21 protein-coding genes and 1 tRNA gene are annotated in these 21,300 nt (G+C 67.7%); 11 read left to right on the top strand and 11 right to left on the bottom strand.

What is annotated here, in order from left to right; translation table 11 throughout:
* The first annotated feature begins 49 nt into the window (after positions 1–49).
* Positions 50–134 (top strand) — tRNA-Leu (locus tag N802_RS10220).
* A gap of 59 nt (positions 135–193) precedes the next feature.
* On the opposite strand, the gene N802_RS10215 is transcribed toward N802_RS10220, so the two are convergent.
* Both N802_RS10215 and N802_RS10210 read right to left on the bottom strand, forming a co-directional pair.
* On the bottom strand, positions 194–1,084 hold the full coding sequence (locus tag N802_RS10215; protein ID WP_035915624.1) for a bile acid:sodium symporter family protein: 891 nt from the start codon (positions 1,082–1,084) through the stop codon (positions 194–196).
* Between the two features lie 29 nt (positions 1,085–1,113).
* Positions 1,114–2,640: a protein kinase domain-containing protein gene (locus N802_RS10210; protein WP_052109770.1), complete on the bottom strand. Its 1,527-nt coding sequence runs from the start codon at positions 2,638–2,640 to the stop codon at positions 1,114–1,116.
* Positions 2,641–2,696: 56 nt separating this feature from the next.
* On the opposite strand from N802_RS10210, the gene N802_RS10205 reads away from it, so the two are divergent.
* From N802_RS10205 to N802_RS10190, 4 genes are read left to right on the top strand one after another with little or no spacing between them, the layout of a single operon-like run.
* Positions 2,697–3,458, top strand: coding sequence for a HipA family kinase (locus N802_RS10205; RefSeq protein ID WP_035915827.1), 762 nt, complete (start codon positions 2,697–2,699; stop codon positions 3,456–3,458).
* Positions 3,458–3,835, top strand: coding sequence for a DUF3037 domain-containing protein (locus N802_RS10200; RefSeq protein ID WP_035915824.1), 378 nt, complete (start codon positions 3,458–3,460; stop codon positions 3,833–3,835). Before N802_RS10205 ends, N802_RS10200 begins: the two co-directional genes overlap by 1 nt.
* A gap of 16 nt (positions 3,836–3,851) precedes the next feature.
* Positions 3,852–4,367 (top strand): pyridoxamine 5'-phosphate oxidase family protein, encoded by a 516-nt coding sequence (locus N802_RS10195; protein WP_035915621.1) that lies wholly within the window; start codon positions 3,852–3,854, stop codon positions 4,365–4,367.
* Positions 4,364–4,843 (top strand): NUDIX hydrolase, encoded by a 480-nt coding sequence (locus tag N802_RS10190; RefSeq protein ID WP_035915619.1) that lies wholly within the window; start codon positions 4,364–4,366, stop codon positions 4,841–4,843. The genes N802_RS10195 and N802_RS10190 overlap by 4 nt, the downstream gene beginning before the upstream one ends.
* 14 nt (positions 4,844–4,857) lie before the next feature.
* On the opposite strand, the gene N802_RS10185 is transcribed toward N802_RS10190, so the two are convergent.
* From N802_RS10185 to N802_RS10160, 6 genes are all read right to left on the bottom strand, one after another.
* Positions 4,858–5,667, bottom strand: coding sequence for a TrmH family RNA methyltransferase (locus N802_RS10185; RefSeq protein WP_035915617.1), 810 nt, complete (start codon positions 5,665–5,667; stop codon positions 4,858–4,860).
* Between the two features lie 24 nt (positions 5,668–5,691).
* Positions 5,692–6,414: a sulfite exporter TauE/SafE family protein gene (locus N802_RS10180; RefSeq protein ID WP_052109768.1), complete on the bottom strand. Its 723-nt coding sequence runs from the start codon at positions 6,412–6,414 to the stop codon at positions 5,692–5,694.
* The gene (locus N802_RS10175; RefSeq protein WP_035915610.1) at positions 6,411–7,202 is read right to left on the bottom strand and encodes a sulfite exporter TauE/SafE family protein; all 792 of its coding nucleotides are present in this window, start codon (positions 7,200–7,202) and stop codon (positions 6,411–6,413) included. Before N802_RS10175 ends, N802_RS10180 begins: the two co-directional genes overlap by 4 nt.
* 1 nt (position 7,203) lies before the next feature.
* Positions 7,204–8,298, bottom strand: a complete 1,095-nt coding sequence (locus N802_RS10170; protein WP_052109766.1) for an SPFH domain-containing protein — start codon at positions 8,296–8,298, stop codon at positions 7,204–7,206.
* A 15-nt stretch (positions 8,299–8,313) separates the two neighbouring features.
* On the bottom strand, positions 8,314–8,766 hold the full coding sequence (locus tag N802_RS10165) for an NfeD family protein (protein WP_035915608.1): 453 nt from the start codon (positions 8,764–8,766) through the stop codon (positions 8,314–8,316).
* Positions 8,767–8,839: 73 nt separating this feature from the next.
* A complete protein-coding gene (locus N802_RS10160; RefSeq protein ID WP_035915606.1) occupies positions 8,840–9,622 on the bottom strand; it encodes an ABC transporter ATP-binding protein in 783 nt (260 codons plus the stop codon).
* 42 nt (positions 9,623–9,664) lie between these two features.
* On the opposite strand from N802_RS10160, the gene N802_RS10155 reads away from it, so the two are divergent.
* Positions 9,665–10,441, top strand: coding sequence for a hypothetical protein (locus tag N802_RS10155; RefSeq protein WP_035915604.1), 777 nt, complete (start codon positions 9,665–9,667; stop codon positions 10,439–10,441).
* Here the strand turns inward: N802_RS10155 and glgA are convergent.
* A complete protein-coding gene (glgA, locus tag N802_RS10150) occupies positions 10,420–11,610 on the bottom strand; it encodes a glycogen synthase (protein ID WP_035915603.1) in 1,191 nt (396 codons plus the stop codon). The genes N802_RS10155 and glgA overlap by 22 nt on opposite strands.
* A gap of 78 nt (positions 11,611–11,688) precedes the next feature.
* Between glgA and glgC the strand changes: the two genes are divergently transcribed.
* The 5 genes from glgC (at position 11,689) to cphA (ending at position 18,913) form a co-directional block, all read left to right on the top strand.
* Positions 11,689–12,942 (top strand): glucose-1-phosphate adenylyltransferase, encoded by a 1,254-nt coding sequence (gene glgC / locus N802_RS10145; protein WP_035915602.1) that lies wholly within the window; start codon positions 11,689–11,691, stop codon positions 12,940–12,942.
* A complete protein-coding gene (locus N802_RS10140) occupies positions 12,939–13,754 on the top strand; it encodes an LLM class F420-dependent oxidoreductase (protein ID WP_035915600.1) in 816 nt (271 codons plus the stop codon). The genes glgC and N802_RS10140 overlap by 4 nt, the downstream gene beginning before the upstream one ends.
* A gap of 9 nt (positions 13,755–13,763) precedes the next feature.
* Entirely contained in the window at positions 13,764–14,999 is a 1,236-nt protein-coding gene (gene serB, locus N802_RS10135; RefSeq protein WP_035915597.1) for a phosphoserine phosphatase SerB, read from the top strand.
* 19 nt (positions 15,000–15,018) lie between these two features.
* Positions 15,019–15,876, top strand: a complete 858-nt coding sequence (locus N802_RS10130; RefSeq protein ID WP_035915593.1) for a cyanophycinase — start codon at positions 15,019–15,021, stop codon at positions 15,874–15,876.
* Between the two features lie 109 nt (positions 15,877–15,985).
* A complete protein-coding gene (gene cphA / locus N802_RS10125) occupies positions 15,986–18,913 on the top strand; it encodes a cyanophycin synthetase (RefSeq protein ID WP_245613904.1) in 2,928 nt (975 codons plus the stop codon).
* 38 nt (positions 18,914–18,951) lie between these two features.
* Here cphA and N802_RS10120 read toward each other — a convergent pair whose 3' ends face one another.
* Positions 18,952–19,842: a universal stress protein gene (locus N802_RS10120; protein WP_035915591.1), complete on the bottom strand. Its 891-nt coding sequence runs from the start codon at positions 19,840–19,842 to the stop codon at positions 18,952–18,954.
* Positions 19,839–21,299 (bottom strand): APC family permease, encoded by a 1,461-nt coding sequence (locus N802_RS10115; protein ID WP_035915588.1) that lies wholly within the window; start codon positions 21,297–21,299, stop codon positions 19,839–19,841. Before N802_RS10115 ends, N802_RS10120 begins: the two co-directional genes overlap by 4 nt.
* Position 21,300 lies beyond the last annotated feature (1 nt).

Below are 21,300 nucleotides of genomic sequence, written 5' to 3'. Positions count from 1 at the left end.
ATGTTCCGACGCGTTGCAGGCACCGCCCACAGGGGCCGGCAATCACCCCGTCCGGGTGGCGGAATTGGCAGACGCGCTAGCTTGAGGTGCTAGTCCTCGTATAGAGGGTGGGGGTTCAAGTCCCCCCTCGGACACCGAAGATGCCCCGAGTCTCTGCAGGTCAGAGGCTCGGGGCATCAGCGTTTCTGCAGCGTCAGGAAACCGGTGCATCGACCTTCTCGGACGGCGTCAGCACCGCGCGGTTGCGCACGACCACACCGAATGCCGCCGCGATCGGGAACATGAGGATCCCGTAGACCGCAGGCGGAATGGACATCTCCGTGCTTTCGAGAACGGTGATCGCCATCGCGATCGCCAGGGTGCTGTTGTGGATGCCGATCTCGAACCCGCTGGCGATGGCCTGGTCCTCGGTGACACCGAGCAGTCGCGGCACGGCGTAGCCGACGCTGAGGGAGATGACACAGAACAGCGCCGCAACGAACCCGACGTCGGCGAGGTAGCCCATGATGTTGTCCTTCTCGCCGATCATCGCGCCGATGATCACGAGGAACAGCAGCACCGCCGAGGCGATGCGGACCGGCCGGTCCATCCGTGCGGCGAAGGTCGGCGACGCTCGTCGCACCAGCATGCCGATGACCACCGGCACAAGGACGATCGCGAAGACCTGGGCCATCTTGTCGAACTGAAGCCCGATCTGGCTCCCATCGTCGAGGAAGTGCCCCAGGGCCCAGTTCGTGACGAGGGGCAGCGTGACGATCGCGATGATCGAGTTGATCGCGGTCAGGGTGATGTTGAGCGCCACGTCGCCCCGGAAGAGGTGGCTCATGAGGTTGGCCGTCGTCCCGCCCGGTGACGCAGCCAGAATCATGAAGCCCACGGCAAGCAGTGGGTCGAGCCCCCAGAACTTCACGAGCCCGAAGGCCACGAGGGGCAGGAGCACCAGCTGGCAGGCCAGTGCGATCGCCACGGCTCGAGGGTGGCGACCCACCCGGGTGAAGTCTGCCGGCGTGAGAGCGAGGCCGAGACCGAACATGATGACGGCGAGCGCGACGGGCAGGCCGATGGTGATGAGGGCGGAGTCCATGCGCGGACGCTACCCCCGGAAGGTGACCCTCAGGGCCGGAATGCCTCAGCTGCCGACTGAAGGTTCGCGAGTGGACCGTCCAACGTCGCCTGGCCCTCCGGCGTCAGCTTCCCGTCTTCGAGGGCCTGCGCCAGCTCGTTCTGGATGTCGTCCACCTTGGACCGGGCCGCCGGGCCGTCGCCGTCCTGAACCGCCTGGTCGACATCCTCGAGCCACCCGAGGACTGTCTCTGCAACCTCCGGGTCCAGGGCCTGCCCCTGCGCCCGGCGGACCGCATCTCCCATGGCGGCGGATGCGTCAGTGACTGCTTGGCCCGTGTCGACGGTCTCCGACGGGGTCGGCGTCTCACTGCGCGGTGGGGTTTCGGTGATGGTCACGATCGGCGCCGGCGTCGACGTGGTCTCCGACGGTGTCGGGGTCGGGGTCGAGGGCTCTGTGGTCTGAGTCGGAGTTGTCGTGGGCGTCGTCGACCCCGTCGGAGAATCGGTCGGGTCGTCGGATCCATTGCCCAGGAGCAAGTACAGCCCGACCGCAGCGATCGCCGCGGCCAGGAACACGAAGAGCCACATCCACCCCCGCGACTGCCGCTGAGGGTAGTAGTCCTCCTCGTAGTACGGCTCGTCGACAGGACCCGAACCTGACGGCACCGGTCCCGTCGCCGGGAACTGCGTCGTGGCTGCCGCCGGAACCGCTGGAGCGAGCACCTCCGTGGGGGCCGGAGCCCACCTGGAGCGCAGCATCTCGGCCACGTCGCGACCCGTCTGAGGGCGGTGAGCCGGGTCCTTGGCCAACAATCCGGCGATGAGGTCTGCCAGGTCCTGCGGCGTGTCGGGACGCAGTTCGCGCACATCCCTGGCCGGCTCGTTCGCGTGCTTCATGAGGATGGCCACCGGCGTGGGCGCCGTGAACGGCGGATAACCGGTCAGCAGGGTCGTCAGGACGCACCCGAGCGCGTACAGATCCGCTCGCGCGTCGACGCGCTGACCCGTCGCCTGCTCCGGCGCGAGGTACTCGGCGGTCCCCACGATCGTGTTGGTCATCGTCAGCTGATGGTGATGGCCCAACGCCTCGTCGACGATCTGCGTGATGCCGAAGTCGAGAACCTTGACGGTGCCGTCCGCGCCGTAGGCAATGTTGCCCGGCTTGATGTCCCGGTGGACGATCCCCGCGTCATGAGCGGCCTGGAGCGCGACGGCGACCTGATGACCGATCGTGCGCACGTCCTCCACGGGAAGTGTCCCCTCCTCCCGGACGCGCTCGGCGAGCGTCGGGCCGGGAAGGAGCTCCATGACGAGGTAGGCCGTGTGGTCCTCGACACCCGTGTCATAGACGGTGACGATGTTCGGGTGGTTGAGCATCGCCGTGGCTCGCGCCTCGCGGTTGAAGCGCTGGCCAGCGTTGTCACTGTCCGGGCCTGTGAGATCCAACGTCTTGACGGCCACCTCGCGGCCGAGCAACTCGTCGTCGGCGCGCCACACGACGGCCATGCCGCCGCGCCCCAAGGGTGCACCAAGTCGATAGCGGCCGCCGAGCAGCCGCCCGTGGGTCTGGGTCATACCTCTCCTCGTGTGGGGCGCTCAGTCGACCCTAGTGCCTCCCGTAACCTGTGAGCGTGCTGCCCCACATCACCGCGACGCGCTTCGTCACGCCTCTGCGCGAGGGCGGCTCCCTCCCCGGAATCGTCGAGGCGTCGGACTGCGGCACCTACGTCATCAAGTTCCGCGGCGCCGGTCAGGGCCTCAAGGTCCTCGTGGCCGAGGTCATCGTCGGCGAGGTGGCGCGTCGGTTGGGCATCCGGGTCCCCACCATGGCCGTCATCGACCTCCCCGCGGCCATCGCCCGCTATGAGGCCGACGAGGAGGTTCAGGACCTCCTCAACGCGAGTTTGGGCCGCAACCTCGCCGTGGACTTCCTGCCCGGATCCTTTGGCTACGACGGATCGCGGACGCCGCCGGCCGACGAGGCTGCCGACATTGTGTGGCTCGACGCCTTCACCGCGAACGTCGATCGCACCTGGGCCAACCCCAATCTCCTCGTCTGGCACCGCGAGGCCTGGGCCATCGACCACGGCGCGGCGATCTGGTTCCACCACTCCTGGCCCAGTCGTGGGGCGGACTCCTCACGTTTCGCCGTCCAGCCGTTCGATACCTCGGAGCACGTCCTCAAGGACGTCGCCGGTGACCTTGCGGCGGCGCACCGGCGGGCGTCCGCCGCCCTCACCCCCGCCGTGCTGACCGAGGTCGTCGCCCTCGTCCCCGACGAGTGGCTCGAGCCGGCACCTGGTCTCGATACCCCGGAAGCGGTGCGGACGGCATACGTCGAACACCTCAGCCGTCGACTCGAGAACGCCAGCGCCTGGTGGGAGGCCGCCTGATGAGCCACCCGTACCAGTACGTCGTCCTCAAGTGCGTGCCCCGCGTGGACCGCGGCGAGTGCCTCAACGTGGGCGTCGTCCTGTATTCGCAGTCAGCCGGATTCCTGCGGTCGGCCTGTCACGTGGATGCCGAGCGTCTCCGGGCCTTCGCACCCGATCTCGACCTTGACGCCGTGACGGCGTCGCTGGCCGTCGTGGACGACGTCTGTGCCGGCACCAGCGGCGGAGGGCGCCCGAACCTGAGCACCCCGGGCAAGCGCTTCGGCTGGCTCAGCGCGCCGCGCAGCACGGTCATCCAACCGTCCGGTGTCCACGGCGGCACCGCCGAGGACCCCGAGGCCGAGCTCGCCACCCTCCTCGACCGTCTCGTCCGCTGACGCACGACGATCTCGTATGCCGTTGACGAACCCTTGGTTGTCCGGTCCCGCTCCGGACGTGGACCTTCCACGGGAGCAACTTGAGGAGCGCATCCTCAACCTGTTGTCGAGCCACAACCTCGCGGTCATCGCCACGGTGAACCTTGATGGCAGCCCAGCCGCCACTCCGGTGCGATATTCGAGCCTCGGCTTCGAGATCTTCTACACGAGTTGGAACGCCTCGGCGAAGTCACGCAACCTGAGGCGCGATCCCCGGGTCTCGGCCGGCATCGTGGCACCGCTCGTCGGGCAGGCGAGCAGCCGCGGGCTGCAGATCTTCGGGACCGCACGAACACTCGAGCGTGACGACCCTGAGGTCGATGCCTACTGGGAAGCCATGCGCTGGCAGTCCGATCACGTCGAACGGGGCCTTGCACTCGACGATCCTCCCCGCGACCCGCTGACCATCATCACCCCGCGTCGCATCCTCTACACCGAGCACTGGTTGCGTCGCAGCGGCTTCCGACCACGCCAGACCTGGCGGCCCTCATGAGCGCGCCGAACGCCCCATTCGCTCTGGTTCCCGCGTCCTACGTCTACCTGAGGCGCGGCGACGAGGTCCTGCTCCAGTGTCGCGCCAACACCGGCTACATGGACGGGCACTGGGTGGCCGGGGCCGCGGGACATGTCGAGCCCGGCGAGACCGCCCTCGAGGCAGCGATCCGTGAAGTCGAGGAGGAACTCGGGGTGGGCGTCCGACCTCAGGACCTCACGTTCGTCACGGTGATGCAGCGCACCAACGGCTCCGACGAGCCCATCGAGCAGCGGGTCGACTGGTTCTGGACCGCGCGTTCCTGGGAGGGCGAGCCGCGGATCATGGAACCGGCCAAGTGCTCGGGGCTCGAGTGGTTCGACCTGGGCCAGTTGCCGGCGCCCATCCCCGACTACGAGCATCGGATCCTGCGCGGGCTCGGCAGCCCTCCGCTCGGTCCCGTGACCTCCCACGGATTCGGCGACGAGCTCGGCTGACGATCAGTTGTGGGTCAGCGGGCGCGCAGTGCCCACGCAGCGACAGCCCCCGCGGCAGCGACGTTGAGGGAGTCCACTCCCCCGGCCATGGGGATGGTCACGACGACGTCAGCCCCCTCCACCGTGCGACGGCCCAGCCCGTCACCCTCGGTTCCGAGGACCAGCGCCAGCCGGTCGGGCGGGTCGGCCGCGAGTGCATCCAGACCGATGGCGTCGTCGGACAGTGCGAGCGCAGCGACATGAAACCCGTTGTCCCGCAACAGGTCCATTCCGCCGGGCCAGGGGTCGATTCGGGTCCAGGGCACTTGGAACACCGTGCCCATCGACACCCGTATCGCCCGGCGATAGAGCGGATCGGCACACCGCGGCGTCACCAGCACCGCGTCCATGCCGAGGGCTGCTGCGCTGCGGAACACCGCGCCGACGTTGGTGTGGTCGACGACGTCCTCGATGACGAGCACACGTCGCGCGTCCGAGACCACGTCCGCGACCGAGCGCATCGCGGGTCGTTCCATCGAGGCCAGAGCACCGCGGTGCAGGTGGAAGCCGGTGAAGTTCTCGATCACTTCGTGGTCGGCCACGAAAACGGGGATGCCACCCTGCTCGGCATCGGCGACAAGGTCATCGAGGTCGGTGAGCCACCGCTCGGCCATGAGGTAGGAGCGGGGCTGGTGACCCGCGGCGAGCGCCCGCCGGATGACCTTCTCGGACTCGGCGATGTAGAGCCCACGCTCCGGCTCGGTGCGGCGTCGCAGGGCAACGTCCGTGAGTCCGACGTAGTCGTGGACACGGTCGTCGCTGGGGTCGGTGATGCGGATCGGCACGTGCAGAGGCTAGAAGGTGCGGGCTCAGAACACGAATGCCCGCACCAGGATGCTCACCCCGGCCAAGACGCAGAAGGCGAGGACGGCCCTGCGCAGCCGAGCCGTGTCGAGACGTGCGCGCAACGGCGACGCCGCGGCATACCCGAGGAGAAGAAACGGGACCCACATGAGTCCCGCCAGCAGTTGGACGCGTGAGAACTCCCCCGCGATGGCCAGAGCGGCAGACGAAAGCACCGCGCCCACGAGGAAGAACGCCGCCAGGGTCGCTCGCACACGGTCAGGCTTCTCGTGTTGAAGGACGAGTGCCAGGAACGGCCCACCAATGCTGGTGGCGGTTCCGGTCACCCCGGCGATCCCCCCGGCTGCTGCGGCGGTGATGGGCGTGTTGCGGATCCGGATGGTCGTGAGCGATGTGGCGACCGTCAGCAGGATGAGGACGGCGACGATGATGGAGATCGAGCGCACCGAGAGCAGAGCCACGACGGCGACACCGACGGGCGTCAACAGGAGCCGCCCCAACAACGCCCACGACAGGGATCGCCAGGCGATGTCGATCGGGGCCAGCGCGAGTTGGACGATCGGCAGAGTGAAGCTCGTGACGAGCAGGGCCCCGGGGACCAGCTCTGGCGCGAACACGACGATGAAGGGGGCGGCCACCACGGCCAGGCCGAAGCCGATCGACGACTGGACGAATGCGCCCACACCCAGCGTGACGCCGAGCCAGAGAACGATGGACCAGTCGATCACGAGAACCAGATCATCCGCACGATCGCCACGACTCCGATGACCACGATGACGGCGCGCAGGACGTTTGGCGGCAACCAGCGACCGACACGTGCCCCGATGACGCCACCGATCAAGGCGCCAGCCCCAATGAGCCCCGCCACCGCCCAGTTGACGTGTTCCGGCGCGACGATGATGAAGGTCAGGGCAGCCACGGCGTTGACGATCGTCGAGAGGACGTTCTTGATGCCATTGAGTCGCTGCACGCCCTCACTCGTCAGCGTCGTGAGGACTCCCATGAGGATGACGCCCTGGGCAGCGCCGAAGTAGCCCCCGTAGACGGCGGTCGCGAAGATGCCAACCAAAAGGGCTGCCGCACGCTGGGGCGAGTGCTCACCCAAGGCCCCCGAGGCAGCCGTGCCACCGCGATGGGCAGCCGTCCACGCACTGAGCCGGGGCCCGACCATGACGAGGGCGACACCGAGTCCGATGAGGACCGGGACGATGGCCTCGAAGGCACTCGGATCGAGGACGAGGAGCAGCACGGCGCCCACGACGCCTCCGAGGAGGGACATCGGCATCCAGCGCAGGAGGGTGTGCCACGCCCCGCGCAGCTCGTGCCGGTAGCCCCACGATCCTGTGAGGCCACCGGCCACGAGTCCCACGGAGTTGGACACGTTCGCCGTGACTGGTGCGTACCCGAAGAACAGCAGGGTTGGGAACGTCACGAGGGTGCCCGATCCGACGACCGTGTTGATCGTGCCGGCGGCAATGCCGGCCGCGAAGATCAGCGCAGCCTCGGCCGGACCCACCTCAGCTCTCGCGCGGCGGGACTGCGTCTGCCGGCGGGGTCAGCGGGGGCTGCTGACGGGCCGGCGGAGTGGCGTGGTCCTTGGCCTCGCGCTGCGCCTCACCGGCCTGGTCGCGGGCCTCGGCGAGGGCCTGGGCCGGGTCGACGAGGGCCGTCTCGTCGAAGGGCGTCTTCATCTCTTCGGCCGGCTCCCACTCGTCGTTGTCGCCGTCACTGAAGCCGCCGCCACCGTCCCCACGTCCCAGTGCACCGCCGATGCCCTTGAGGGCGTCGGTGAGCTCGCTCGGGATGATCCACATCTTGTTGGAGTCACCCCGCGCGATCTGGGGCAGGACCTGGAGGTACTGGTAGGCGAGGAGCTTCTGGGTGGGCTTGCCCCGGTGGATCGCGTCGAAGACCTGCTGAATGGCGCGTGCCTGACCCTGAGCCTCGAGAACCCGCGCCTGCGCCGAACCCTCAGCACGCAGGATCTGGCTCTGCTTCTCACCCTCGGCCGTGAGGATGTTGGACTGCTTGACACCCTCGGCGTTGAGGATCTGCGCACGCCGCTCACGCTCGGCCTTCATCTGCTTCTCCATCGACTCCTGGATCGACATGGGCGGGTCGATGGCCTTGAGCTCGACGCGGTTGACGCGGATGCCCCACTTGCCCGTCGCCTCGTCGAGGGCGCCGCGCAGCTGGGCGTTGATCTGGTCGCGACTCGTGAGGGTCTGCTCGAGGTCGAGCGAGCCGATGACGTTGCGGAGTGTCGTGACGGTGAGCTGCTCGATGCCCTGGATGAAGTTGGCGATCTCGTAGACCGCCGACTTCGCGTCGATCACCGTGTAGTAGATGACCGTGTCGATGTTGACGACGAGGTTGTCGCTCGTGATCACCGGCTGCGGCGGGAAGGAGACGACTTGCTCACGCAGGTCGATGTTGGCGCGAACCTTGTCGACGAAGGGGACGAGGAAGTGAATGCCGCCCTCGAGGGTGCTGTGGTAGCGACCGAGTCGCTCGATGATCAGCGCCGTCTGCTGAGGCACGATCCGCACCGTGCGATAGAGAACGATGACGGCGAACAGCAGCAGCAGCGCCAGGATGATGAGCTCGATCATGGTGATTCCCTCGGGTCAGTGACGGTCGGCGGCGACGATGGCCGTCGCTCCGTGGATGGCGATGACTCGGACGTCGTCGCCGGGGCGCAGGGGCTCGGTGCCCTCGGCGACCCGGGCCGACCACGTCTCCCCCGCGAGCTTGATGCGCCCATCGGTGTCGGTGACGGTCTGGAGGACTCGTGCTTCACGACCGACGAGGCCGGAGGCCCCGATCGTCTCGTCGTGATCGCCCTCGGTGAACTTGCGCTTGATGATCGGGCGCACGACGAACAGGAGAAGCCCGGCCACGAGCACGGCGACGATGACCTGGACCGGCGCATTGCCACCCAGAGCGGCCGCCAGACCGCCAGCCAGCGCCCCGCCCGCCAGCATGAGGAAGACGAAATCGACTGTGGCCGCCTCGATGGCGGCCAGGATCAGCGCGACGCCCACCCACGCGACCCATGGATTGTCGGTCAGCCATTCCATGACATTCCCCTTTCGTCCCCGTCGCCCATGACGGTGTGTGTGGACAACGATCCCATGGTCCGAACCGTGCCCGTCACCGGGACCAGGCGGTGTAGCGGGAGCCTCGCTGCTCGAGCTCGAGCGGAAGCCCGAAGGTCGCGCTGAGGTTCTCTGCAGTGAGCGTGATCTCGATCGGGCCCTGAGCCACGACGCGCCCCTCGCGGAGCAGCAGGACATCGGTGAAGTGGGGCGGGATCTCCTCGACGTGGTGCGTCACCAGCACCAGGGCGGGCGCCATGACGTCCGCTGCAATGACGCCGAGCCGCGCCACGAGGTCTTCGCGTCCCCCCAGGTCGAGCCCCGCCGCCGGCTCGTCGAGCAGCATGAGCTCGGGATCCGTCATGAGCGCCCTCGCGATCTGGACGCGCTTGCGCTCACCCTCGGACAGCGTGCCGAACGTCCGGTCGACGAGGTGCGCCGCACCGAGTGCCTCCAGAAGTTCGAGCGCTCGGGAGTGGTCCAGGGAGTCGTAGTTCTCGCGCCAACGCCCCACCACGCCGTAGGAGGCAGTGACGACGACGTCGGCGACCCGCTCGGACCCGGGGATCCGGTCGGCCAGGGACGCTGATGCCAGACCGATCCGAGGACGCAACTCGAAGACATCCACTGCCCCGAGGACTTCACCGAGGACACCCACCACGCCCCGGGTGGGGTGCATGCGCCCCGAGGCCAATTGCAGGAGCGTCGTCTTGCCGGCACCGTTCGGGCCCAGGATGACCCACCGCTGGCCCTCCTCGACCTCCCAGTCGACGTCGTCGAGCAGTGTTGCGCCGTCACGGACGACGCCCACCCCCGCCAGCGCCAGCACATCACTCATGACGGGAACCCTAGTTGAACGGCAGGTGCCTACGATGACGGCATGCCCGAGTTGCCTGCGTCGGTTCGGATCGCCCTGTGGGTCACGTCGGCGTGGGCTGATGCCGGCAGCGCCACCTCCGGCCTTGAAGCCGCGATCGAGTCGGCCCTTCCCGATGTGGATGCCGTCGGCGCTGGGGTGCGCACTCTCGATCTGTGGCACGACCTCGGCGAGAAGACCGTGTGGGTGGCCCTGCCCTCAAGTGGAGATCCGAGCAGTCTCCCCCGCTGCGGCGGTGACGCACTGGCTGCGGCAGTGGAGGCCGAGGAGTGCCTCGTGGCACCCGGACTCGGCGCGCTCCTGGTGCCGTCGTGGTCGACTTTCGGCGCCCCGGGGGCCACCGGAGCCGACGCGGGAACGCGACTGGACTGGACGGCATACGACTGCGATCCGGTGCCGATCCACAAGGTCGAGGCGCTCGATCCGCGCGAGACGACGCGCAGCCTCACCACGACGGTCCTCGAGATGACAACGCAACTCGACGAGCTCGGCGGCCAGCCGTTCGACGCCGCCTCGGCCCGGGGCGCACTCCCCCGCGCAGGGCAGTGGGCACTCCCCGACGCCCTGCCCGGACAGGCGCTGCGGGCCATCACCTTCGCGGCGGCCATCAGCAACGCCGCCGCTGCGGGACTCGACGGACCGCATGACGGACCGGACGGCTGGACCCAGCAGCGCCGCGTCGATCTCCTGCGAGAACTACGCCGTGTCGCCGAGCGCGCACTGGCCGACGCCACCAATGCCGGCGTCACCGCCGTGGCTCACCGCAGGACGTCCCGATAGACCGCGAGCGTCTCGTCGCCGATGCGCGCCCATGAGAAGGACTCCACGGCTCGACGTCGACCTGCCTGCCCGAACCGCCCTGCTCGATCCACGTCCGAGACTGCGTCCCTGAGCGCGCCGGCGAGGTCGGCTACGAAGCGTTCCGAGTCGACAGGTGTCCCCGAGCCGTCCTGGACCTGCTCGATCGGGACGAGCCACCCGGTCTCTCCGTCGACGACGACCTCGGGGATCCCGCCCGTTGCGGTCGCGACCACAGGGAGTTCGCACGCCATCGCCTCCAGGTTGACGATCCCGAGCGGCTCATAGACCGACGGACACACGAACACCGTTGCGGCAGAGAGCAATGCGATGACCTCATGGCGGGGCAGCATCTCGGGCACCCACACCACGCCATCACGACTGCGTCGCAGGTCTGCGATGAGTTCCTCGACTTCGGTCTTGATCTCAGGGGTGTCAGGCGCCCCCGCGAGGAGAACGAGTTGCACCTCGGGAGGAAGCGCGGCCGCGGCGCGCAAGAGGTATGGCAGGCCCTTCTGGCGCGTGATCCGCCCCACGAAGATGACGCTGGGTCGATCGGGATCGACGCCATGCCGCCGCACGATGTCGTGATCCTCTGCCCGCTTCCAGAGGTCGCTGTCGATGCCGTTGTGCACCACCTTGACCTTGGCCGGGTCGATGGACGGATAGCTGCGCAGGACGTCCTTGCGCATGCCGTCGCTCACCGCGATCACGGCCGAGGCTCCTTCGTATGCCGTCCGCTCGATCCACGACGACAGCCGGTAGCCGCCGCCCAACTGCTCGGCCTTCCAGGGGCGCATCGGCTCGAGGCTGTGCGCGCTCACGACATGCGGAACGCCCTCGAGGAGTGACGCGGTGTGGCCAGCGAAGTTGGCGTACCACGTGTGCGAGTGCACGAGGTCCGCGCCGGAGCAGTCCGCCGCGATGGCGAGATCCACCCCCATGGTCACGAGCGCCGCGTTCGCACCCTCGAGTGCTGGGAGGTCGGCATACCCAGTGGTGCCGTCCTCATCGCGAGGTGGTCCGAAGGCGCGCACCCGGACATCGATGTCGCCGCGCTCACGCAGCGCCCTGGTGAGTTCGGCGACGTGCACCCCCGCCCCGCCGTAGATCGTGGGTGGGTACTCCTTGCTGAGGATGTCGACGCGCACGTCTCGACCCTAGCCACGTGGTGCCACCGTGGCGAGACGCCGGTCACATTCCGAGGTGACCTTCGCTAGGTTGAGGTCATGGCATACCGCAGCGGTGGACCCAAGGTGCTCGTCATCGTTCTCGCAGGTGGAGAGGGCAAACGCCTCATGCCGCTCACTGCCGAACGGGCCAAGCCCGCCGTTCCCTTCGGTGGGATCTACCGGCTCATCGACTTCGCGCTGAGCAACGTCGTGAACTCGGGCTATCTCAAAATCGTGGTCCTGACGCAGTACAAGTCACACAGCCTCGACCGGCACGTCACCAAGACGTGGCGCATGTCGACGATGCTCGGCAACTACGTGGCGCCCATCCCCGCCCAGCAGCGCATCGACAAGTCCTGGTACCAAGGCAGCGCCGACGCGATCTTCCAGAGCCTCAACACCATCACCGACGAGCGGCCGGACATCGTCGTCGTCGTCGGTGCCGACCACGTCTACCGCATGGACTTCTCCCAGATGGTCGACCAGCACGTGGAGTCAGGCGCGGGCGTCACCGTCGCCGCGATTCGGCAGCCCATCGCCATGGCCGACCAGTTCGGTGTCATCGAGGTCGAGGCCGACGACCACACCAGGATCAAGGCCTTCCGCGAAAAGCCCACCGACCCCGACGGGCTGCCCGACTCCCCCGACGAGATCCTCGCGTCGATGGGCAACTACGTCTTCGACGCGGACGTCCTGCAGGAGGCGGTGACCCGCGACTCCGAGGATGCCGACAGCACTCACGACATGGGTGGCGACATCGTGCCGGCCCTGGTCAAGGAGGGATCTGCCTACACCTACGACTTCAAGAAGAACGTCATCCCCGGCGGCACAGAGCGGGACCAGGGTTATTGGCGCGACGTGGGAACGCTCGACTCGTACTTCGACGCGCACATGGACCTCATCTCGATCCACCCGATCTTCAACCTCTACAACTACGACTGGCCGCTGTTCACCAGCTATGGCCCGTACCCGCCGGCAAAGTTCGTGCACGGCGCTTCGGGGCGCTTTGGTGAGGCACTGAGCTCCATGGTGTCGCCCGGAGTCATCATCAGTGGCGCGAGGGTCAACTCGTCGGTGGTCTCCCCCGACGTGCGCGTCCACAGCTACACCGAGATCGACGACTCGGTGCTCCTCGACGGGGTCGACATCGGCCGCAACTGCCGCGTCCGTCGCGCCATCATCGACAAGTTCGTCCACCTCCCGGAAGGCACCTCCGTCGGATTCGACGCGGAGCACGACCGCGCGCGCGGATTCACCGTCACCGACTCAGGAATCACCGTCGTCGGCAAGGGCACGGTCGTCACACCATGACCCGAGCGCGTGTCGGCGTACAGATCCAACCCCAGCACGCGGCATACGCAGACATCCGTCGAACGTGCGCGGCGCTCGAGGAACTCGGCATCGACGTGCTCTTCAACTGGGATCACTTCTTCCCTCTGAACGGTGACCCCGACGGCGCCCACTTCGAGTGCTGGACCATGCTCGCGGCCTGGGCCGAGGCGACCGAGCAGGTCGAGATCGGCGCGCTCGTGACGTGCAACTCCTACCGGAACCCGCAACTCCTCGCCGACATGGCTCGCACGGTCGATCACATCTCCGCCCGCAGTGGCGAGGGGCGGCTCGTCCTCGGTCTGGGTTCGGGATGGTTCGAGCGCGACTACGCCGAGTACGGGTACGAATTCGGGACTGCCGGGGGCCGGCTACGGGCACTCGATCGCGACCTGCCGCTGATCAGGAGTCGTTGGGAGCAGCTGAACCCGACCCCGACCCGACGCATCCCCGTCCTCGTCGGGGGTGGCGGAGAACGCAAGACACTGAAGATCGTCGCCGAGCAGGCCGACATCTGGCACGGCTTCGGCGGTCCCGAGAAAATCGCCCACAAGCACGCCGTCCTCGACGAGTGGTGCGCGCGCGTCGGTCGTGATCCGGCGACCATCGAACGATCCGCTGGGGTCAGTCCCCGGCCGGGTCGTTTCCCCGAGGATGTCCGGGACTACGCGGCCGGGGCGCAGGCCCTGTATGCCGTGGGCACCCGACTCTTCACCGTGGGCCTGGGTGGTCCGCACTACGACCTCGGTCCGGTCCGTGACCTCCTCGCGTGGCGTGACACCGTGAACTCCTAACCTGAGCGAGTGACCACGACGAACTCGCCAGACCAGCCGCCCACCCTGCTGGTGAGCCTCACCGGCGACGACCGACCGGGTGTGACCAGTGCCCTGTTCGATGCCGTCGCACCCACCGGGACCCTGGTCCTGGACCTCGAGCAGGTCGTCGTGCGCGGTCAGCTCACGTTGGCGGCGCTGCTGCAGCCGGTGGGTCACGTCTCGGACGTCCGAGAGGCCGTGGGAAGGGTGGCCGAGGACCTCGACCTCACGGTGACCGTGGTGGACGGGCGGGGCGACAACCGGCATCGGCGCACCGGTCGAGCCGCGGTCGTGGTCCTGGGGGCGCCCCTGCGGGCACAGGCAGTCGCGGCAGTGTCACGCTCCGTGGCCACACACGGAGCCAACATCGACCGGATCCGACGGCTCTCGCGATACCCCGTCACCACGCTCGAACTGGACGTCAGCGGTGCCAACCTCGACTCGCTCCGCCGCGAGTTGTCACTGGTGGCTGCCGAGCAGTCCGTTGACATCGCCGTCTCCCCCGCGGGTCTGGCGCGGCGGGGGCGGCGCCTGGTCGTCATGGACGTGGATTCCACGCTCATCCAGGACGAGGTCATCGAACTGCTGGCACGGCATGCGGGACGCGAGGCAGAGGTGGCGGCAGTCACCGAACAGGCCATGGCCGGTGCCCTCGACTTCGCGCAAAGCCTTCACGCCCGCGTCGCCACGCTGGAGGGCCTGGACGCTGCAGTCCTCGAAGAGGTCCGCGCCGCGGTCCGGCTCACGCCGGGTGCGCGCACCCTTGTCCGCACCCTCAAACGACTGGGATTCACCGTGGCCCTGGTTTCCGGCGGATTCATCGAGATCGTCCAGCCCATCGCGGACGACCTCGGAATCGACCATGCCCGGGCCAATCGCCTCGAGGTGGTCGACGGGCGGCTCACCGGAAGGGTCGTCGGCGACGTCGTCGATCGTGCCGGCAAGGCAAGCGCCCTGCGGGAGTTCGCCGAGTTGGCAGGGCTTCCCCTTGCTCGCACAGTCGCCATCGGTGACGGCGCCAACGACCTCGACATGTTGGCGACAGCTGGCTTGGGGATCGCATTCAACGCCAAACCCGTCGTGCGAGAACAGGCTGACACAGCGGTCAACGTCCCCTATCTTGACGCAGTACTCCACCTTTTGGGCATCACCCGCGAAGAGATCGAGGAGGCCGACGACGCTGACGGCACACCGACCCCCGCACCTGCCGTTGAGCACGGCTGACACCTTCTAGGCTGGTCCAATGCCCCGCTATCCCTCCACGACCCCGACGCTCTTCATCATCGGTGGTGCGGAAGATCGTGTTGGCCGGGCTGCGCTGTTGCGGCGCTTCGTCCGAATCAGCGGGGGCCGTCGTTCGCGCATCGTCGTCATCCCCACTGCGTCGTCCTTCCAGGACGAGGTCGTCGCCTCCTACCGGGAGGTCTTCACGCGGTTCGGGGTCGAGACCGTGGACGTCGTCAATCCGGATTCACGGCGAGCAGCGCACGACCCCGAGGCCGTCGAACTGCTCGACCGTGCCACCGGCATCTTCATGAGCGGCGGTTCACAGCTGCGCCTGTCACAGTTCTTCCCCGGCACGCCCTTGGGCGAGGCCCTTCACCGGGCGCACGCACGAGGCACGGTCGTCGCAGGCACCTCAGCGGGTGCCTCGATCATGAGTGAGTTCATGATCTCGATGGGTGACGAGGGCATCACACCGGTCCAGCGCGGGAGTCAGGTGAGTGCAGGCATTGGACTCCTCAAGGGAGTCATCGTCGACCAACACTTCGCCCAGCGATCGCGCTACGGTCGCCTCCTCTCCGTCGTGGCCGCCTCGCCGAATCTCCTCGGCATCGGGATCGACGAGGACACCGCCATCGAGGTGGTCGACGGTTCTCGCTTCACGGTCCACGGTCGCGGCGGCGTCATCGTCATGGACTGTCGCGACGTCACCACCGACGCCCCGGACGCCCGGAGGGGCGCGCCCCTCCTCGTGTCCGGTGCCGTGATCCACACGCTCCCGGCCGGGGCAACCTTCGATCTCGCCACGGCCAGTCTCGTGGATTTCGTGGAGCAGCACCCCGATGTCGAGGTCACCCTGGCCACCGCGAAGCACTGATCCTCACTGCCCAGCACACCACGCACCACCCTCTCCACCAGCAACACCCGCGCTCACCGAAGCGCCCGGCACCACCTCCGAACCGCCACTGTCAGCCTCGAGGAGTCCGATGTCCCAGGATCGCCCGACCCCCACCGGCCCCGCCGCGCCCGAGCTCACCATCGTGGAGTCCCGTGTCTATCGCGGCGGCAACGTCTGGTCCTATGACCCGGCCATTCATCTCGTCGTCGATCTCGGCATTCTCGAGCAGTACCCCAGCGACGTCCTCGACGGGTTCACCGACCACCTCCTCGAACTCCTGCCGGGCATCGAGAACCACACGTGCTCACGCGGGGTCAAGGGTGGCTTCGTGCAGCGACTGCGCGAGGGCACGTGGCTCGGCCATGTCAGCGAGCACGTCGCCCTCCAGTTGCAGCAGGAGGCCGGCCACGACCAGCGGCGCGGCAAGACCCGCATGGTCAAGGGCCAGCCGGGCCGCTACAACGTCATCTATGGCTACTCGGACGAGGGCGTGGGCATGGCTGCCGGAAGGCTCGCGGTGCGACTCGTCAACCACCTCGTCAAGGCTGAGGAGGATTTCGACTTCCGCGAGGAGTTGGACACGTTCCTCCGGCGGGCCGATCGCACGGCCTTCGGTCCCTCGACGAACGCGATCCTCGAGGAGGCCGTGAGCAGGGACATTCCCTACATCCGCCTCAACAGCGCCAGCCTCGTGCAACTCGGGCAGGGCGTCCACGCCCAACGCATCCGTGCGACCATGACGTCGAAGACGGGCGCTCTCGCGGTCGACATCGCCTCGGACAAGGACCTCACCACCAAGCTGCTCGGTTCGGCAGGGCTGCCCGTGCCCAAGCAGGAGACGGTGCGCGGCCCCAATGATGCTGTCGCGGCGGCACGTCGGGTCGGCTACCCCGTCGTCCTCAAGCCGCTGGACGGCAACCATGGACGCGGCGTCTGTCTCGACCTGAAGACCGATGATGAGGTTCGTGAGGCGTTCGCCATCGCGCGCGAGCAGTCTCGGCGCGGCAACGTCATCGTCGAGTCCTTCATCACCGGCAAGGACTATCGGTGCCTCATCGTCGGCGGACGCATGCAGGCCATTGCCGAGCGCGTGCCGGCTCATGTCATCGGGGATGGTGAGCACACCGTGTCCGAGCTGGTCGACATCACGAACTCCGACCCGCGTCGAGGCGTCGGCCACGAGAAGGTCCTGACCCGCATCAAGGTCGACAAGGCAGCCGAGGACCTTGTCCGCGAGCAGGGCTTCGCCATGGACGAGATCCCGCCGCAGGGGACGATGGTCAAACTCGCGCTCACCGGGAACATGTCGACGGGTGGCATCTCCGTCGATCGCACCTTCGACGCCCACCCCGACAACGTCGAGATCGCGGAGGAGGCTGCCCGCATGGTTGGGCTCGATGTCGCCGGCATCGACTTCATCTGCCCGGACATCGCATCCCCTGTCCGCGAGTCCGGTGGCGCCATCTGCGAGGTCAACGCGGCGCCGGGCTTCCGCATGCACACACACCCGACGATCGGCGAGCCCCAGTTCATCGCCAAGCCCGTCGTCGACCTGCTCTTCCCCCCGGGAGCCCCCTCGCGGGTGCCGATCGTGGCCGTCACCGGGACCAACGGCAAGACCACCACCTCGCGGATGATCGCTCACATCATGAAGGGTGTCGGTCACAAGGTCGGCATGACCTCGACCGACGGCATCGTCGTCGACGAGCGGCTCGTGTTCAAGGCTGACGCGTCGGGACCGAAGTCCGCTCGAATGGTCCTGCAGAACCCGCGCGTGGACTTCGCGGTGATGGAGGTTGCGCGCGGCGGCATCCTGCGCGAGGGACTGGGCTACGACCGCAACGACGTGGCAGTGGTCACCAACGTGGCCCCCGATCACCTGGGCCTGCGCGGGATCGACACCGTCGAACAGCTCGCTGACGTCAAGGCAGTAGTCGTCGAAGCCGTCCCGCGCAACGGGTTCGCAGTTCTCAACGCCGACGATGCGCTGGTCCGGAAGATGCGACGACGGTGCTCCGGCTCGATCGTCTGGTTCACGACGTCTGCTCCCGGATCCAGCATCCGGGATTTCGTCGACGAGCACTGCCGCCGCGGCGGACGCGCGATCGTCCTCGAGCCGTCCGAGAAGGGCGACATGATCGTCATCAGGCACGGTCGGCGCTCCATGCAGCTCGCTTGGACGCACCTGCTGCCCTCCACCTTCGGTGGCACCGCGATGTTCAACGTCGCCAATGCGATGGCAGCCGCGGGCGCGGCCTTCGCCGTGGGCACGGGCCTGCACGAGATCCGGCAGGGCCTGCGCACCTTCTCGACGAGCTACTACCTCTCCCCGGGGCGCATGAACCAGGTGAACGTCAACAACGTCGACGTCATCGTCGACTACTGCCACAACGCGCCCGGAATGAAGGTCCTGGGCGAGTTCGTCGAGCGCTATGCCGCGGCGAAGTCCGGTGCCTCCGAACTGGGCAAGCTTTCACGTCTCGGCGTCATCGCCACTGCTGGCGACCGGCGCGACGAGGACATGCGCGAACTGGGCGCCATTGCGGCCCAGCACTTCGACGTGCTCGTCGTGCGCGAGGACGAACGCCTCCGGGGTCGCAGGTCTGGCGAGACGGCCGGGCTCGTCGCCGAAGGCGCCAGGGCCGCCATGGCCGACGGTGCCCGGTGCCGTCAGGTCGACATCGTCACCGACGAACTGTCCGCTGTGCGCAACGTCATGGCCCGGGCGAACCCCGGCGACATCGTCGTCGTGTGCGTCGACCAGCATGGAGTCGTCATGAACGAGCTCGAGACCATGACGAAGCAGGCGCAGCCGGGAACCCACACCGCGGACTCGATCGTCGACCCCGACCTCGACCCCTCGACCATCACGGCCGAAGCCCACGTCAGTGGTGAGGAAGCCACCGGGCAGGATCTCGCCGAGCACGACGCCGAGGAACCCTCATCGCCTGTGGTGGAGCACCCCGACGACGTGGCCGACCCCGCCGCTCAGGTGCCGACGGTGACCCGCCCCTGAGCGGCGGGGTCTGGCCACCCGCTCCTTCGGGGGTCGTCTCAGGGCACGACGATGACGGGAACCGGTGCATGCCGCACGATCTTCGTGGCGCTGGTTCCCAGGAAGATCCGCTCCACGAGGTTCTCCCGAGTCGACCCCACGACGAGGACGTCGTCGCGTTCCCAGCCGATGGAGTCGAGGGCACCCGCCCACGTCCGGCCCGCACCGACGACCGTTGAGACATCGCCCGGTATGCCGTCCGGTTGCTTGAGCGAACCGACTGCCGCCTCCTGCGCTCGGGTGGCCTGCTCCACCCAGCTGCTCAGCACATCGTCTTCTGTCTGGGGGCTCACTTCGGGCGGATACATGGTCCGTCCACGCACGGCAAAGGTGGCAATCCGCAGACTGGCGCCGACCTCCGCGCAGATCACGGCGGTCCGTTCCAGCGTGGAGCGCGATGCGACATCACCTCGGAAGGCGCAGGTCGCGCGGCCGATTCGGGCGCCCTCCGGCTGTTGGTAGCCCCGCGGGGCCAGTGCGACCGGAACGGGTGACGAGTGAAGCAGGCGGCTGGCCGTGGATCCCAGGTTGATCTGACCGTGCCCGGCTTCGGCGGACGAGCCGATGACGATCAGGACTGCGCCGGAGGTCGTGGCGGCTTCAAGAAGACCACTGGCCACGGATCGCGCAGTGACCCACCGCGTCGTCACGCTGAGGTCTGAGGCGATCTCGTCAATGATCTGCTGGGCCTCGGCTCGGGCTGCCTCTCCCTGCTCTGCAGCCCAGCGCCTGAAGTCACGGTCAGCCGCCCCCATGACGGGGGTGGGCCACGAGGCAGGAACGACCGTGACGACCTCGAGGTCGATGCCTCTCGATCGGGCCAGCGTGACCGCGAGCCTCAGTCCGGAGCGGTCATCCACCCCGCCCCTGAAGCCGACGACCAGGGTCACGATTCCTCCTCCTCGGGCGCTTCGAGCCGCGAGTGCCTGCGACCCCACACGAAGTAGAAGGCCAGCACGATGAACAGCCAGACGCCGAAGACGATCCAGGTGGTGGCAGCCAGGCCGGAGAGAACGTAGGCGCACACGAGGATCGTGAGGACGGGCGTCACGGGGTAGCCAGGGACCTTGAACGGGCGGTGGAGATCTGGGCGGGTTCGACGGAGCACGAGGACGCCCAGCGCGACCATCGAGAACGCCATCAGAGTCCCGATCGACACGGTGTCCCAGAGGTAGTCCGATGGCACGAACCCAGCAATGAGAGCGACGACGATCCCGACGACGACCGTGTTGTAGACGGGGGTCAAGGTCCGCGAGCTCACGGCCGCGAAGCGATCGGGAAGCATGCGGTCACGGCCCATCGCGAAGAGGATGCGCGTCTGGCCGTACAGCGTCACGAGCGTCACGGAGAAGATCGAGATGACAGCCCCGGCGGCGAGCACGGTTCCTGCGACGGAGTTGCCCGTGATGTTCTCCAGGATGACGGAAAGACCCGCGCTCTGCTGCTCCTCGTCCTCGAAGGCCTCAATCGACTGAGCACCGACCCCAGCGATGGCCACGAGAACGTAGATCGAAATGACGATGACGAGGGCGGCCATGAGGGCACGCGGCAGCGCTCGCTGCGGATCCTTGACCTCCTCCCCCGCGGTGGAGACGGCATCCAGGCCGATGAACGAGAAGAAGATTGTGCCCGCAGCGGCGCTGATGCCTGCCGAACCGGAGGCCCAGAAGTTGTCGAACCGGTCGCCTTGGAACGCCGTGAAGCCGATGACGATGAACATCACCAGGACGGCAAGCTTGATCAGGACCATGATCGTGTTGGCCCGTGCCGACTCACTCGCCCCGCGGATGAGGAGCAGGGTGCAGAGTCCGACAAGGATCACCGCCGGGAGGTTGATGATGCCGGTGGTGTTCTCCTCGAACGGAATTGGACTGTAGGACAACGCGTCCGGGAACGGCATACCGATCGTCTTGTCCAGGAACTCGTTGAGATAGCCGCTCCAGCCAACGGCAACAGCCGATGCCGCGACGCCGTATTCGAGCAGCACACACGCCGCGATGATCATCGCGACCAGTTCCCCGAGCGCGTGGTACGCGTACGAATAGGTGGAGCCGCTCACGGGGATCGCGCTGGCCAACTCGGCGTAGCACAGGGCGGACAGCCCAGCAGCGAGGCCGGCGATGAGGAACGAGACGATCACGGCGGGGCCGGCGTCTGGGACGGCTTCCTGCAGGACGAAGAAGATGCCCGTGCCGACCGTGGCACCCACGCCGAACATCGTCAGGGCGAACGTCCCGATCGTGCGGTTGAGCTCCGGCCCGGCGTGGTGGTGCTCGGGATGCTCCGGATCGGTGGCGAGCGCGATCGGCTTCTTGCGCGTGAGCTGCTGCGACAACGAGACGGCCATG

Source organism: Knoellia sinensis KCTC 19936 (assembly GCF_000768705.1).
Lineage (GTDB): Bacteria > Actinomycetota > Actinomycetes > Actinomycetales > Dermatophilaceae > Knoellia > Knoellia sinensis.
Note: the sequence above shows the minus strand (reverse complement) of the source record. Positions and strands in the feature narration are given on the sequence as shown.